The sequence below is a fragment of the Fusobacterium ulcerans ATCC 49185 genome, from assembly GCF_900683735.1.
Classification (GTDB): Bacteria; Fusobacteriota; Fusobacteriia; order Fusobacteriales; family Fusobacteriaceae; genus Fusobacterium_A; species Fusobacterium_A ulcerans_A.
In genome coordinates, this window is sequence record NZ_LR215979.1 from 2656985 (window position 1) to 2673790 (window position 16806).

The following is a 16806-nucleotide window of genomic DNA, read 5'->3' on the forward strand; positions in this document are numbered from 1 at the left end:
TAAAGAATCCCCTGCTTTCAATTATCTTATTTTTGACATCATTCCAAAACCAAATACAGGACCTGAATGAGAACCAATAGTTGCACCAATTTCAAATCTTCCTTTATATTCAACTTTTTTAGAATTGTCACACATATTTTTTATTGCATCAGCTTTTGAAAGTTCTTTATTTGTTCCTCCCCATGCTGTATACAGGATTATACTATTTTTCTTGCTTTCCGCTTTTATTAATTTTTCCATGTATGAAAAGGCACCTCTATCTCCAAAAGTTTTGGTTTCAATAGTTACTTCTCCATTTTCTAGTTTCAGTATAGGTTTTACTTTTAATAATCCTCCTATAACAGAAGAAGCTCTTCCTATTCTTCCACCTTTTTCCAAGAATGAAAGGTCATTTACAACAAAGTATAACTTCATTTTTTCCTGCATCTCATCAAGCCTTTCAAGTATAGCTTCATACTTTGCTCCAGCTTTTACCATTCTTGCTGCCTCTAATACCTGATGACCAAGTACAAGAGTAACAGCTTTTGAGTCTACTATAGCTATATCTTCTGCTCTATTCAGCATTCCTTTTGCCACTCTTGCTGCCTGCTGTGTCCCACTTAATCTGCTTGAAATATGAATAGATATGATTTTTTTATAACCTTTATTGAATAATTTTTCATATAGTTCTTTAAACTCAGCTGGTGAAGGCTGAGAAGTTTTTGGAGCTGTATTTTCTGTAAGAAGTCTTTTCCAGAACTCTCTTTTAGAAATATCCACTCCATCTCTATAATAATTATCATTTAATTTTATTTTCAGTGGAATAATATTTATAGACAGATCTCCTATGAATTCTTTTGTTAAATCTGATGTAGAATCAGTAACTATCGCCACTTCTGGCATATTAGGATCTCTATTTTCTATATAAATATAATATGGATAATTTCCCTGATTCGCTTTAAATTCGTTGTATCTTACTCCATTTGTTTCTTTTAATACTTCATCTGCTTCTTCAGTTGATTCATCCCCAATTACAGCAAATATATTCAATGTATTTCCATTTATATATTTTTTATAAACCTCTTTTATAAGAGAAGGCAAATCCTCTGACTTTTCTTTTATTTTTCCATTTACGAGGGCTATGTAATTACCTTCTTCTATCTGAAGTTCATCAACTTTTGTATTTCTTACAGCTTTTGTTATTTCAATAGAGTAGTTTCTGCCTGTCTGTTTCAAAATATCTTCAATTTTTTCATCTTTATTCTTTATAACATAATGTCCTTCCAACATTGATTTTGTTTCAAGGACCATAATTTCTTTATTAGATCTTTCTGCTGCTATCTTTGCTGCTGAGATGATATTTTTATTATTTGGAAGAATAACTATCTTTTCAGCACTTATTCTTTTCAATCCATCTTCTATATCTGCTACACTTGGGTTCTGTGTCTGTCCCCCAATAAGTACAGCAGCAGCTCCATCATCAAGAAATAAATTTCCTAGTTCCTTGTTATCTACAATAGCATAAAAAGCAACTGGCTCTGCATTCTCACTTCTTACAAATACTTTTTCTGTAGATTCCATTTGATAAGATTCATTTTCAGAAATAAGAAGATTCTGATGCTGTATTTCCATATTTTCTATTTTTATATTGTTAAGATTTCCTAACATTCCAGCGATTTCCAATACCTGTCCTGGATGATTTGTATGTATATGTGTTTTTGTCTTTTTAGCCGTTTGTGCACATACAAGAGAATCTCCTAAAGGGCTTATTTTCCCTTTATATTCTTCTAAATCAAAACTTCCTGATTCAATTATAAATTCTGTACAATATTTAAATTTTATATCTTCTATTATCTGTGTTGTATTTTCAAGTCTTTCTTTTCTTTTTGCTCTCGATTTTACTATTCTTTCCAAATCCTTCAACATTTCTGGATCAGTTACAGACTTTTCAAATCCCTCAAGAACATAGAATATTCCCTTTCCTCCAGCATCAACTACTCCTGCTTCTTTTAATTTAGGAAGCTGATTAGGTGTATTTTCAACTGCTTCATAGGCTACATTTTTTAGATGTACAAGAAAAAGAATAAAATCATCCTTATCTCCTTTATAAGCCACTGCTTCCTCTGCCACCCTTCTGATGACAGTAAGCATTGTTCCTTCTACTGGTTCAGAAACAGCCTGATATGCCTTTTCTTTTGCTAAAACAAAAGCCTGAATAGTATCATCTACTGTAATTTCCTCTTTATCTCTTACTCCATTTAAAAAACCTTGTACAATTTGAGATAAGATAGTTCCTGAATTTCCTCTTGCTCCCAATAACACTGCTTCTGATACTCTATCAGCAAGTTCTTTCATACTTGGTTCATGATTCATTTTTATCAATTCATTTTCCACTGCCTGAAGTGTCATGGACATATTTGTTCCTGTATCACCATCTGGTACTGGATAAACATTTAAATCATTTAATACATCTGCATATTTTGAAAGCCATCTGCTTGCAGCTATTAAAAGTTTAGTCAATCTTATAGAGTTAAGTACCTTTACCTCTATTTTCATATATAATTTACCTCCGAAATCTTCTTTTTATTTTTCCCTAAAATGTTGGAGGATTTACAACCCATATAGCCTTTGTAAGTTTGTCAGTGGTATTTTTAAATCTATGTTTTTGGCTAGATTTAAAGTACAGGCTATCTCCCTCATTTAAACTATACACAGCCTCATCTATATATACATCCAGTTTCCCTTCAACAATAAAGATGAATTCCTCTCCATTATGAGTATAGAAGCTTCTTCCACTCTCTCCATTTGGTCCTATTTCATAAAGAATAGGCTCCATTGTCTTATCAATATTAGATGTTGTAAGAAGAGCCATTTTAGTATTTGAATCTATACTTTCTATATATTTTCTCTCATCTTTTTTTACAACTTCCATATTTCTAGTTTCTTCTTCGTCTTCAATAAGGTAGCTTACCTTTACATCTAATGAAGTAGCTATTTTCTTTAAATTTTCAATAGAAGGAGAAGCTTTTCCCTGCTCTATTTGAGATAAAAAACTGGCAGATAAGTCTACTCTTGAAGCTAACTCTCTCAAAGACAGCCCTTTCTCATTTCTACTTTTCTTTATTCTTTCTCCTATACTACTCATTATACTCTCCTTTATCTAATATTTTTATCAGACTAAAAAGACTCTGAGAAACTGCTCTTTCTCTGACTTTCATTCTATCCCCATTGAAAAATCTTTTTTCTATATAGATATCATTTTTAACTCTTATTCCTATATAGACAAGTCCTACAGGTTTTTCAGGTGTTCCACCATCTGGACCTGCTATTCCTGTAGTAGCAATAGCAATATCAGAATCAAGTCCTATGACCATCTCCCTAGCAGTTTCTTCACTCACTGCTCCATATTTTTCCAACGTTTCTTTTTTTACTCCAAGTCTTTTCATCTTAGCATCATTACTATATGAAACTATTCCCTCTTTAAATATCTCAGATACTCCTGGAACATCTATCAAACGGCTGGCAATCATACCTCCTGTACATGATTCTGCTGTAGAGATATTCATTCCAAGTTTTTTTATAAGTTCCACTGCTTTTTTTTCTAGTCTGTCTGCATTCTCACCGAATATAAATTTACCTATTTTATTATATATCTTTTCTACTATTTTTTCTACTTTATTTTTATTACTCTCTTTACTTTGAAGTCTTACTATTGTTCCATAATTTTTTACCAAAAACTCATAGTAAATTCCATCTTCTGTAAAAAAGTCTCTTATTTCCTGATCTAAAAGAGATTCTGCCAACCCAAATGTAAGTATATCTCTTATATAAATTCCATCATTACCTATATTATTTTCTTTGCTGTACCATTTTAAAAATTTTGGAAGCATATCATATAATTCTTTAGGAACTCCTGGAAAAGCTGCTATCCCATCAATATATACAGCTGGTGCCATTCCAGCATCATTTCTAAAAGTTATTGCTCCCTTTGGTTTTTCTACTTCTTTTACATTTGTACCTATAAAATTTAGTCTTGCTTTTTGAAATTTTTCTTTTAACTCTGACAATTCATTTTCTTCTACTATAAGGGGTCTATTCAGATACTTTGCAATAGCTTCTTTTGTTATATCATCTATTGTAGGTCCAAGACCTCCTGACATTATAATAAGATCAACATTTCTTTTTCCATAATCTATAGTCTTAATGATCTCATCCATAAAATCTCTGATTGTTACTTTAAATTCTATCTCTATTCCATATTTATTCAGTTCTTCTGCTATATAGAGGCTGTTGGTATCAAGCATACCTCCATTTAGAAGTTCAGTACCTACAAGTATCAAACCTGCTTTCATCTATAAATGCCCCCTGTTATTTAAAAAAATATACTCCAGATACACACCATTAAAAAGTTCCCTATTATTCCAGCTAAAAAGTCATCTAATACTACTCCTATTCCTCTTTCAAAGTGCTGAGATTTATCAATAGGACCTAGCTTTGTTATGTCAAAAAATCTAAATATAACAAATGCAATAACCATAGCTTTTATATTTTGAGATACTCCCACTGGATTTATTAGAAAAAGGGTAGTTAAGTATCCCAATACCTCATCTATTACAACATTTTGAGGATCTTTTTTCTTAAATATCTCTCTTTCACATATATCACTGACATAAACTGCTACAGCAAAAAACGTTATTAAAAACATAAAATAAAAAGAATTATAAACCATATTGTTAGGAAAAAACCTTCTTATATAGGAAAGAAGGATAAATAATGGCACTCCGCCTAATGTTCCAAATGTTCCTGGTGCTTTAGGCATATCTCCAAGCCCAAACCATGTACCTAAATCTCTCACCCATTTTTTATTTTTATCCATAAGATTAATACACCCCTCTTTCATAGTTAAATGCTCTATATATTCCTGCTCTTGTTTCCATATTCTTAAGAATTTCTCTTACTTCTTCTGGTGTTTCAATAGTAAATTCTGCAACTATTTCATCAATATGCAGTTTTTTCATTCTGCTCATATCATTCAATATATTTAACGGTCTTTCAAAGAATATTTCACTATTTCCTATATTATTTTGAACAACAGTAAATTTATCTCCTTCGCTATTTTCTATTGTTTCCCTGCTTCTGTCAAAAAGAGGTATCTCAACATACATCCCCTTTAATCTTGAATATCCTAATATAGCTTTTCTTAAACTCGTTTTACCTATTTCCTTTATTTTTTCAAAACTTATTTCAGGAGAAAGTATTACAGTTTCAGCTTTTCCTAATTTAGACAACTCTTCAATGGTATATCTATTAGATATATTCAAATTCCAGTTTATAGTTATATCATTGTTTTTATTCTCAATAAGCTGATATAAATTTGAAGCAAGTTTGCTGCTCAGATCCTGCTCTTTCAGCATTCCCTCTCTTGCTATATCATATCCTCTTCTATATATCTTTTCTATTCCACATAATTTTACTGCTTTTTCCTGTGCATCATTTGATACTATTGCTGACAGAATAACATCTCTTTCTTCATCTTCTTCATAAGGCATTTCATATTTTTTCCCAGCTTTTCTTCTGTAGCTTTCTTTAAGAAGTTCTTCCAGCTCTGCTGCTGCCTCTCTTCTTAAAGATTTTATCACTGATACTGGTAGAAATATTCCCTCTGATATATGGCAGTCAACAGAAGTTATATTAAATGTACTGTCCCCTGATTCCTTTAACTTCTCTATAATTTCATCTGCTGTTGCTGATCTTTTAGCTGCTGCCTCAATTTCCTTTTCTCCAAGTTTTTCTACTCTGATTTTCTTTCCTTGATTGCTTACTGCCTCAAGTACCAACATAGGTTTTTCTCCTAGATTTCCAAAAAACTCTCCTTTTATATCCAGCTTTTGATCATATTTTTTCAATTTATTCTCAACATCATCATTTACTTCTTTGGCAAAGCTTCTGAATATATATTTACTCCCTCTTGGTACATCTTTTAAAAGTATAGTTTCTCCAGATTCAGCTGACTTTCTAGCTTCTTTTGAACCCTTCACCTCTATCTTATTCAGATATCCTCCACCAAGTTTTTCAAAATCCTTAGAAAGATATATTATTCCATCTCCCAAAACTACCTTATCTTTAAGCTTCAATTCTCTTCCAAATATTAATCCTATCTCTTTACCTAGATTATATGAATAATTTTTATTAATGAGAGAAGAATCTGCTCCATGAAAATATCCCTTACTGTATCCTCTGTTGAATATTTCAGATACTCTTTCTTCTGCTTTTTCTCCATTTATTATTTGAGAATAGTATCCAACAGTTTCAAATACATAGTTAGGATCTTTCATTCTTCCTTCTATTTTTACACTTTCTATTCCAATCTCTTTTAATTTCTGTATCTCATCATATCCCAGCAGCTGATCTTTAGGACTTAAAAGATATCCTTTATTCCCCTTGCTGTCAGTATATTCTTTTCTGCACGGTTGTGCACACATACCTCTGTTTCCACTTCTGCTTCCTATAAAGCTGCTCATATAGCAGTTACCAGAATAACATATGCACAATGCTCCTGATACAAATATTTCCAACTCTATGCTTGTATTCTCTCTGATTGTTTTTATCTCTTCAAATGTCATCTCTCTTGGGAGTACCACTCTTTTGAATCCTATTTTTCTAAGATACTCAGCTTCTATATGATTTCCTACTGTCATCTGTGTACTTCCATGATATTCCATATCTGGAAAATTTTCTTTCATATATCTGAAATATCCTAAATCCTGAACAATAACAGCATCAAGTCCATGTTCATAAAGAACTTTTAAATTTTCATAAAGAAAATCCATTTCCTTTTCCATCATTATTGTATTTAGTGTAAGAAATATTCTTACTCCTCTTTTATGAGCATAATCAAGAGCTTCCTTGTATTCCTCTAATGTAAAATTTTCTGCATTTCTTCTTGCTCCAAATCCCTTTAATCCCATGTATATCTCTTGGGCTCCTGCTTTTACAGCAGCATAAAATCTCTCCATATTTCCTGCTGGAGCTACTATCTTCATATTTTACCTCGCATTTTTTATTTTTTGCAGATTACAGTATACCACATTTACCTGATTTTTTAAATCTTCTAGTGTACCATTATTATTTATCACAATATCTGCTCTTTTTGCTTTTTCTTCCAGAACCATTTGTGCATCTATTATTTTTTCTGCCAGCTCTCTACTGTTACTATCTCTTTCTATTACCCTTTTTATCTGTAATTCTCTTTCCACATATACTACAATTATTTTATCACATAGGTTTTCCATTTCTGCTTCATACAAAAGAGGAATATCAAAAATAACAATAGATTCCTCTGGAGTTTCCTTTTTCTTTTCCACAAATATCTCTATTACCTGAGGGTGGATTATTCCATTTAACTTTTTTAGTAATTTTTTATCTTCAAAAGCTTTTTCTCTCAATTTTTCTCTTATGAGATTTCCTTCCTTATCAAGAATATCTTTTCCAAAGACTTCTGCTATTCTATCTACAATATCTTTTTTTTGACTGACTTCTTTCACTACTTCATCTGCATCTAATACTTCAAGTCCCAGTTCTTTAAAAAACCTGCTTACTGTAGATTTTCCACTGGCTATTCCACCTGTCAGACCGACAATCATCATGTCCACCTCTTTTAAATTTCTATGTAAATAATACCATATTTTTCTCTTGAATTTAATTGAATATTAATTATTTTTTTAATTTCCTTCTGTTTATTATACTACATTTCATGAATTATAAAAAGGCTGAACTATGTCAGCCTTTATATAAACAATATATTAATAATATTTAGTCTAAAAAGTTTTCATTAAAATAAGCAAGCAGTGACTTCATTACTTTTTCTGTTCCACCTACTGTGTATAAATCTATTCCTGCTACCCCTTTTCCACATTTATATTCTAAGCTTACTATCATCTGTTCATGATAATTCTGAGCTAATGAGAATTTTGAAAAAGCTATATTTCTATCAGGGTTATAATATACAACTTTTAATTTCTCTACATATGGACAGCATTTCAATGAATTTACTATATTCTCTAATTCTTCAGTTACTTTTATACTTCCTGCCATTTCCTTATCTGCTGGAGCACGTTTGCTTGTACTTAAAGGAAGATTACTTGTTGAAGTCATTCTCTTCATGTAAAATTCTCCCATAGCAGAAAATTCAGCATACTTTTCTCCATTCTCTTCTTCAAATTCTATAAAGTTTTTTAAATAAGGACTTTTTATTAAAATATCTTTAATTTCAGATTCTTTAACTTTTTCTTTTCTATCTATTAATTTAAAGAATTCCTTATTTTCCAGATAAAAATCATAATCTATTTTCATTGGTAAGGGTGATATTTCTGTCACTTCATTGAATTCATCAAACATAAAATATGACTTTAAATGAAGAAGCTGTGCCATAAGTCCTACTAGAAATATTTCTGCCTTATATCCTCCAACTGTACATACACTGACATTTAAACTATTTCCTATTTTATTAACTATATTTCTTATTTCTTCAGTAAGTCCTTTAAGGCCAAGAGTTTTAAATTCTTTATGATTTCTTTTGTTCAAGTTATGAATAATTCTTTTTTCTACTATTTTAGCTATATTTTTTTTAAGGATAAACTCTTCAAGAACATCTCCAGCCAATTTTCCATTTTCTGTATCATGAATTATGAGAAATATTCTTTTTCCAGAAAATATTTTTTTATCCATAAGATTTTCCAGTGCTATTATTTCTGCACCATATCTCCTATCTCTAAAATCTTTTATATTTTCCTTTTCATAGTACCCAAGTATATCTTCTTTAGTTATATTTTCTTTCTTTGGGTTATTGGCAATGTAATTTTCTACAAGGCTAGTTCCCACAGTCATAATAATGTTGTCCATTATGAGTTCCTCCATTCTGAATGTTTTTCTACCTAATTTATTACCCTTTTAGAAGCCATTTGTCAATAGTTATACAGCATTTTTTTTAATTTCATGAAATAGTGAACCTTTGTATTTTTTAATTAAATTAAAAAAGAGATATCTGGTTGCGACAGATATCTCTCTACTTGGTGTCAACATTGATGCTATATTTTATTGTGGTGACTTGAATTATATACTGAGCTATTCAAAAAAATGAACAATACATTTTTGAATAATATCAATTTTTTCACTAGTTCATTTCCTCTATACTATAAGGCTTACTACTTTTGATTCTGCTACATCAATAAGTCCTTTATCTGTTATCTTTAATGCAGGTGATACAGGAAGAGATAAAGTACATAAAGACATTATAGGATTATAGTGCTTATATCCAAGAGCTTTCATAGAACTCCTCAATCTTTCTACTTCTTTTCCTAATTCCTCCACACTTTTTTCTGATAGTATTCCAGCTACTGGCAATTCTACCTCAGCAAGGATATTTTCATTTTCTACAACACATATTCCACCTTGAATTTCAATTATTCTATTGGCAGCTTTAACTATATCTTCAGAAGTTTTTCCTAGTACCATTAAATTATGGTGATCATGAGCATATGTTGTTGCTATTGCCCCCTTTTTTATAGAATCTCCTGTTACAAGTCCGAATCCTATATTTCCATTCTTTCCATGTCTTTCAAACACTGCTATTAAACAATATTCACTGCTTTCCCAATCTAAAAATCCATCTTTTACTGGAACTGCCCTAATAAGTTCTTTAGTTCTTGTACTTCCATCACTTACTTCTATCACTCTGCACATAACTTCTTTTTCAGCAGTTTGTACTGGTATTTTTATGTCTTCAGCTTTTATATTTTTTACATGTACACTTTTATAAAAATCCTCTGGAAATCTATATGTTGTAGGAATATATTTTTTCTCCTCTAAAGAATCATACACTTCTTTTCCATCAATAAAAGTATTTTTTATTTCAAATTTCTCTAAATCCTCTATAAACAAGAAATCTGCTTTTTTTCCAGGTGCTAACACACCTCTATCCAAAAGGCGCATTCTTCTGGCTGGAGTATATGTTGCTGAATATATAGCATCTTCTATTTTCAATCCTTCTTTGACAGCTTTTTTCATAACAATATTTAGGTGTCCTTCATTAAGAAAAGTATCAGCCATTACATCATCAGTTACAAAAGAGAAATGCTCATAAAGATTATTCTCTTTTATATAGTCTATAAGCTCTTTTTCAATAGATTTTCCTTGTATTTCCACAAACATACCATTTTCAAATCTTTGTTTGAATTCTTCCATTGTATGCTCTGTATGATCTCCATTTATTCCAAGATATAGGAACTTTGAAAGTTCAAGATCAATAAGTTTTGGACAATGTCCTTCAATAGCATATGTTGGCTTTTCTTTTTTTACATATTCTATGAATTTACATATTTCTAAAGTATCATCTACTATAACTTTTCTGTAATTCATTACTTCTCCAACACAGATAACATTTGGATTTTCAGCAATTTTTTTCATTCCTTCACAATCAATGACTGCTCCTGTTGTTTCCAATTCTTCAGAAGTAGATGGAACACTGCTTGGTATTCCATAAAATATACTTGTATCAATACTATCTTCTGCCTTTATCATAGCATATATACCTCTGCCCCCAAATACATTAGCTATCTCGTGAGGTTCTGCTACTATAGTAGTGACTCCATTTTTTGCAAGCTGATGGCAAAATGGTGCTGGAGTCATCATAGAACTCTCTATATGCATATGGATATCTATTAATCCTGGTATCATATACTGATTTTTTCCATCTATTACTTTTTCAGCATCAAATTCTATCTCTTTTTTAGTATCTATATGAAGTATTTTTTTATCTAATATAGCTACATTAGCTTCTCTAAATTTTTTTAAATATGAATTGTAGATTTTTACATTTTTGATTAATAAATCTATTTTCATTCTTTTCTCCTGTTTTTATTTTCTATATTGTCAATGTATAGAAATAATAGCAAAGAATTGCTGCAAAAGGATACATAGCTGCTGGTACTTCTTTGCTTCTTCCACTTGCTAATTTTAATATTACATAAACTATTATTGCTGCAGATATACCATTTGCAACATTGAATGTAAATATAGTTAAAGCTACTGATAAAAATGCTGGTATACATTCTGTAGCATCATCATAATTTATATTTCTCATTCCACTAAGCATTTTTACTCCAATAAGCATCAATGTAGGAGCAGTTGCTGCTGCTGGTATCATTAAAGCCAATGGCGTTATAAGGAACATAAACAAAAATACTACTGATGTAGATATAGAAGTAAGTCCTGTTTTTCCTCCTGCTTCTACTCCGCTTGCTGATTCTAGATATGTAGTCATACAAGGCATACAGAAGAAACTTCCCAACACAGTAGAAATAGAATCCACATAGAAACATTTTTCTATTCCAGGGAGATTTCCGTTTTTATCAAGCAATCCTGCTTTTGCTCCTACTCCTATAACAGTTCCAAAAGTTGAGAAAAAGTCAGGTATGAAAAGGGCAAATAAGAATGGAATATATTTTATATTTAATGCTCCTATTATATCTATATTAAATGCCATTTCTGAAATGCTTCCAGGAGCTGCAAAGATAGTAGTAGGTATTTTAGTAACCCCTAAAGGTATCCCTATTATTGTTGTAAGAATTATTGCAAGAATAACTCCACCATTTATTTTTCTAATTTCAAACACTAAAAGTATAACAAGTCCCATAACTGCAAGAATTGCTGCTGGACTTGTAAGATCACCAAATCCAAGTACATTTTTCTTTGCATTTGCAACTATTATTCCAGCATTTTTAAATCCAAGTAAAGATATAAATAATCCTATACCTGCACTGATAGATATTTTTATACTCAATGGAATAAGTTTTACAATAATATCTCTCAGTCCTACAAATGAAATAATAACAAAAACTATTCCTTCCCAGAAAATAACCCCTGAAGCTACTGCTGGTGACATTTCTTCTCCAACTATCATTGTTATAGCATATACTCCTACACTTCCAAGTCCTGGTCCAAGTACAAATGGTCTGTTAGTTGCAAGTCCCATTGCAGTAGATGTCACAGCACATAAAATGATAACCATAGTAAGAACTGCTGCCTTACTGAATCCTGCTGCTCCCATCATAGATGGTACAGTTGCCAGCACATATGCCATTGTTGCAAAAGTAGTTATTCCAGCTAATATTTCAGTCTTTACATCTGTTCCATGCTCTTTCAGCTTAAATTGCTTCTCTAAAAAATCCATTCTAAAAGTTTCCCCCTTAAAAATTATAAATTAATAGAAGTAGTATAACATAAATTCAGGTTTTTTCAAACTATTTTATATATGAACTCTATATTATCCATATGCCAATTTTATAGAACTTTTTTATTCGCTTTTCCCTTTCAAAAAATATTGACTTTTTTAATGAAGTATAGTATTCTCTAATTAGAAACACCTGCTCAGAAAAACGATTCAAAGAGTTTTTATAGCAAAATAATGGAAACATTATGACGCAAAGCTATAGGGCCTATTAAAATGGCAGCCAGTTGCAATTCTAAAAAATACAGAAGCTCTCTGTCTTTTTGTGATTGCACTTTTTTTATCTAGATTAAAAATTAAGTTATTTAGAAATTTTGGAGGAAAATTTATGAAAAAAATATTAATTCTTTTAGGAATATTCATTTCCTCAGTTATTCTCTTTGGAAGTGATAATGAGGCTGCAGTAACTGTTACTGCTGAATTTTTAGCACCTTTAAAAATTGAAGTAGTACAAAATGCTGATTTTGGAACTGTTATAGCTCAAGACAATAATACAGTAAAAACAAAAACTGATGGTAAATTAGAAGTTACTGGTAATGGATATGTTACATTAAAATGGGCTGATTCAAGTATTGGAACCCCAACTCAGGTTGATTCTTCTCCCCTTAAAGTTATCCTTAGAAATGAAAAAAATTCCAGCAATGAGCTTATAGCCTATTTCAAAGTTGGAACTCAACCTAGTGTAAAGAATGATGCAAACTTCATTTTAAAAGAAGGAATTCCTTACACTCTTTTTGTTCCAGGAGAACTTAGTGTTACATCAAAGACTGCTTCTGGAATTTACAAAGGTTCGATCACTTTCAGAGTTGAATATACTGATGACCCTATGATATAAGCAATACACCTTAAAATCATAATTCCAAATTTTTAGTTATAACTTCACTTCACAATATCTTTATAAATAAAAAAATAAAAATAATATAAAAATGGTGGTGCTAATGAAAAAACTAATTACAATCTTCTTTATACTTTTTAGTTCTTTTGTCTTTGCAAAAGATTCTTTAACTATAAAGATACCTCTCAACCTTACAGATATGTATCTGTATAAAAATTTAGAAACTGGAAAGTATGAAGGTGTTTATGCTGAAGTATTTGAAAAAATTAACACTGAAAAATTAAATTCTAAATATAATTTGGATTATAAATTAGAAAGTGAAAATCCTGAAGTAATGATAAGGGTTGTTGATTCTTATCAAGATGAACACTATGATTATATTCCTACATCTATTACATACAGGGTAGCTGTTCTAGTAAAAAACAACAGTAGTATTAGAAAAGTAAGTGATTTAAATGGATTAAAAATTGCTTATATTCCTAATTCTCGTGGTTTGGCAGAATTTGAAGAAAGGTTTTCAAATATAGTATTTGAAAAAGTTAGTGCTCCAAATGAAGATAAAGGACTGGAATATCTGGAAACTGGAGAAGCTGATGCTTTTATTGCTGTAGATTGGGCTGAAAGCAACTCTGTTGAAAGTCATATCAGAGTGATAGAATCTCTTCAATATAGAGAACAAATAGCTGTAAGAGAAGATAAAACTGAAATATATAATGCCATAAAAACTTACATAACTTCCCTACCTTCTTCTAACTTTACAGATATTATAAAAAGAAATAGAATAGATTATTATACTTATCTTTTAAAAGATACTCCTAATCAAGATATCATAAAAAATAAATTCAAAGAAATAAAGGTACAGCTCCCTAATTCAAAATATATTCTTCCGCTTTTTTATGAAAAAGATGGAAGATACAAAGGACTTCTTCCTGAAATATTAAATGACTTGCAAACTATTATTGGAGTTCCTTTTAAAATAACTAAAGATAATGGAGATATAAATGCTTACATTATAAAAAATCAGAAAAAAACGGAAAAGTATATATTCAGTACTCCATATTATTCAAGTGATATAGGTATAGCAAATAAAAAACTTGATTCATATAGAGCTAGTATAAGTGATTTAGACAATAAAAAAGTTCTTGTAGTTGAAAATAGTTATTTTTCTGAATATCTTCCTCAAGTAACTAAAGATATTACTATAATTCCTGTTAAGTCTGTTCAAGAAGGTCTTAAAAAATTAGCTGCAGGACATGGAGATTACTTTGTAGGATTTTCAAGTGTTATCAGAGGAGCTATAACTAATGAATTCCTTGATGATGAGGTTAAAATAGCTGGAACTATAAATGAAAATATGGCTATCAGTCTTGGTGTAAAGAAAAACGAAGAAGAATTAAGTCAACTTGTCAATACAATAATGAGAAGTTTCGCAGTTGATAAAACTCTCTCTGACCCTGAAGCTAATAAAAATATTCTTGTAGAAAAGAATTATAAACTTATGATGAAAGTAGCTGTTCCAACTGTAATTTTTATTATTATATTGATAATAGTTCTTATAAAATCTGAGAAAAATAGAAAAAAAGCTGAAGTCTTAGGTAATGCTTTAGTAGAAACATTGGAAATGATAAATCAATTAGACCAGGAAGAAGCTGGAGATCATGCAAAAAGGTTATCTATGTATTCTGAATTACTTGCTGAAAAATCAGGTTTAGACAAAAAAATAGTATCTGAAATTAGAAAATTTGCTATTCTACATGATTTAGGTAAAGTTATTGTTCCTAATGAAATTTTAAATAAACCTGGAAAATTAACTGCTGAAGAGTTTAATAAAGTAAAAGAACATGCAATTGTAGGACATAGACTTGCTGAAAAATTAGGATTAGGAAGCGTTGCTGAAAATCTTGTTAAATTCCACCATGAAAAATGGAATGGTTTAGGATATCCATTAGGATTAAAAGGAACTGAAATTCCAATCGAAGGAAGAATTGTAGCTTTAGCAGATACTTATGATACATTAAGACAAGATAAGGCATACAGACCTGGATTTTCACACGAAAAAGCTGTACAGATTATAACTGAGGAAAGTAATATTAGCTTTGATCCTGAATTGGTTAATCTTTTCCTAAAAAATAGTGAATTGTTTAAAAAAATCTATGAAGAAAATACAAAATCTATATATCTTGCTGATGAAATCTACTCAGCTATAAAAAATAAATAAATACTGCAGAGGTGAATTTTTTGAGAAAATATTTATTATTATTGATATTTAATTTTTCTTTGATCTTTAGCTTTAGCAGTACTACTAACGACGTAGAAAATATTTTTGCTGATGAATTTGGATATCAAAATGAAAAAACTAGTGAGATTCCTGAAACTTTGAATATTCTGCAGGGAATGAGAGTTTCAACCATTGATCCTGCCATGATAAAAGATAATTATTCTAAAAGGACTATTCCATTGATGTATGATACTCTTTTTACTTTTAATAAGAATGGAGATATAAAACCTTGCCTTGTTAAAAATTATAAATGGCTGAATGACAGAGAACTCTCTATAGAATTAAAAACTGATATAAAATTTCATGACAAAAGTATTCTTACTGCCAAAGATGTTAAAGATTCATTAGAATATCTGAAAAAAAATGGAACATTGAAAACTTTTTATTCTGAAATAACAGACATAAAAGTTTTAAACACAAAAGAACTAATAATAAAAATTGCTGAAAAAGACAGTCTTTTTTTAACTGCATTGACTTATGAAATTAGTTCTATAGCTAAAAGAAATGAAAAAGGAATAATTGGTACTGGTCCTTTTTCTATTAAAAGTTTTAATGGAAAAACTTTAAAGTTGGAAAGATTTCCCAATTATTTCAATGGAATTTCCAGTATAAAAAAAGTAAATATTGGAGAAGAAGTTAATGAAAGTCAAAGACTTATAGCTTTGTTTAATGACAAAGCTAATATTGCTTTAGATGTAACAGAAAAATCTCTAAATAATGCAAAAGAATATGGAATAATTGATGATGATGTTGCTGTTGAAAAAAGTGAAGAAACAGAAAGTACTGTTCTTATGTTTGGGAATCAAAAAAATTACTCTATTGAAAGTAGAAAGGCTATAGAAAGTGCTGTTCAAAGAACAGCTGACTCTTTTTTTCCTAGTACAATGTTTACTCCCAGACTTTCTAAAGTAAATATTGATTACAACACTTCAAAAGCTAAAGAAAATATAAATAAAGCAGGATTAAAAAATAAAGAAGTTAATATTATGGTTCTTAATACAAATAATAGTATGGAACAGGCTGAGAAAATAAAAGCCTCTCTTGAAAAGGCTGGAATGAAAGTAAACCTTCTGCCTCATCAAATAGATTCATACTATATTAAATTTCAGAACAAAGACTTTGATCTTGCTATTTTCAATGTTGCATTTAATAGCAATTATACTGTATTTAATCTAGGTAAAGTTCTTCTTTATGATATTGGAGATATGGAAATGTACAATGCTTTACAACCATTTCTCAAAATAATAAAAGAAGAAAAAGATAAAGAAAAAAGAGATCAAGTATTTGATAAAATAGTTCAACTTATTTATAAAGATCTTCCATATATTCCAATTTCTCATGGCAAGACTCTCATAGTAGGAGCTGAAAAATATAAATATATAAAAAGATAAGGGGAGGGGATTAAAATATATAAGAGGCTAAAGTTAA

Annotated in this window: 12 protein-coding genes and 1 riboswitch; of the genes, 3 read left to right on the top strand and 9 right to left on the bottom strand. The window is 30.2% G+C overall.

Annotated features, from left to right (window positions below; translation table 11 throughout):
• Nucleotides 1-21 precede the first annotated feature (21 nt).
• The 9 genes from E0E45_RS11820 to E0E45_RS11860 form a co-directional block, all read right to left on the bottom strand.
• Nucleotides 22-2535, bottom strand: a complete 2514-nt coding sequence (locus E0E45_RS11820; protein ID WP_130891360.1) for a DegV family protein — start codon at nucleotides 2533-2535, stop codon at nucleotides 22-24.
• 37 nt (nucleotides 2536-2572) lie between these two features.
• Nucleotides 2573-3124 (bottom strand): helix-turn-helix domain-containing protein, encoded by a 552-nt coding sequence (locus tag E0E45_RS11825; RefSeq protein ID WP_130891361.1) that lies wholly within the window; start codon nucleotides 3122-3124, stop codon nucleotides 2573-2575.
• Nucleotides 3117-4331 carry a CinA family nicotinamide mononucleotide deamidase-related protein gene (locus E0E45_RS11830; RefSeq protein WP_130891362.1) on the bottom strand — a complete coding sequence of 405 codons (1215 nt, stop codon included), beginning with the start codon at nucleotides 4329-4331 and terminating at the stop codon, nucleotides 3117-3119. The genes E0E45_RS11825 and E0E45_RS11830 overlap by 8 nt, the downstream gene beginning before the upstream one ends.
• Before the next feature lie 20 nt (nucleotides 4332-4351).
• Nucleotides 4352-4855: a phosphatidylglycerophosphatase A gene (locus E0E45_RS11835; protein ID WP_172604189.1), complete on the bottom strand. Its 504-nt coding sequence runs from the start codon at nucleotides 4853-4855 to the stop codon at nucleotides 4352-4354.
• A gap of 4 nt (nucleotides 4856-4859) precedes the next feature.
• The gene (locus E0E45_RS11840) at nucleotides 4860-7022 is read right to left on the bottom strand and encodes a peptidase U32 family protein (protein WP_130891364.1); all 2163 of its coding nucleotides are present in this window, start codon (nucleotides 7020-7022) and stop codon (nucleotides 4860-4862) included.
• Nucleotides 7023-7025: 3 nt separating this feature from the next.
• Complete coding sequence (gene coaE, locus E0E45_RS11845) at nucleotides 7026-7622, bottom strand: dephospho-CoA kinase (protein ID WP_130891365.1); 597 nt, start codon at nucleotides 7620-7622, stop codon at nucleotides 7026-7028.
• Between the two features lie 169 nt (nucleotides 7623-7791).
• Nucleotides 7792-8880, bottom strand: coding sequence for an antitoxin (locus E0E45_RS11850; RefSeq protein ID WP_130891366.1), 1089 nt, complete (start codon nucleotides 8878-8880; stop codon nucleotides 7792-7794).
• Nucleotides 8881-9165: 285 nt separating this feature from the next.
• Entirely contained in the window at nucleotides 9166-10878 is a 1713-nt protein-coding gene (locus tag E0E45_RS11855; RefSeq protein ID WP_130891367.1) for an adenine deaminase, read from the bottom strand.
• Nucleotides 10879-10900: 22 nt separating this feature from the next.
• The gene (locus E0E45_RS11860) at nucleotides 10901-12208 is read right to left on the bottom strand and encodes an NCS2 family permease (protein WP_130891368.1); all 1308 of its coding nucleotides are present in this window, start codon (nucleotides 12206-12208) and stop codon (nucleotides 10901-10903) included.
• 215 nt (nucleotides 12209-12423) lie between these two features.
• Nucleotides 12424-12500, top strand: a riboswitch (cyclic di-GMP riboswitch).
• A gap of 93 nt (nucleotides 12501-12593) precedes the next feature.
• Between E0E45_RS11860 and E0E45_RS11865 the strand changes: the two genes are divergently transcribed.
• The 3 genes from E0E45_RS11865 to E0E45_RS11875 all read left to right on the top strand — a co-directional run bounded on the left by E0E45_RS11865 (nucleotide 12594) and on the right by E0E45_RS11875 (nucleotide 16769).
• A complete protein-coding gene (locus E0E45_RS11865; RefSeq protein ID WP_130891369.1) occupies nucleotides 12594-13100 on the top strand; it encodes a hypothetical protein in 507 nt (168 codons plus the stop codon).
• Between the two features lie 103 nt (nucleotides 13101-13203).
• Nucleotides 13204-15318 carry an HD domain-containing phosphohydrolase gene (locus E0E45_RS11870; RefSeq protein WP_130891370.1) on the top strand — a complete coding sequence of 705 codons (2115 nt, stop codon included), beginning with the start codon at nucleotides 13204-13206 and terminating at the stop codon, nucleotides 15316-15318.
• Between the two features lie 11 nt (nucleotides 15319-15329).
• Nucleotides 15330-16769 (top strand): ABC transporter substrate-binding protein, encoded by a 1440-nt coding sequence (locus E0E45_RS11875; RefSeq protein ID WP_232044113.1) that lies wholly within the window; start codon nucleotides 15330-15332, stop codon nucleotides 16767-16769.
• The last annotated feature ends 37 nt before the right edge of the window (nucleotides 16770-16806 follow it).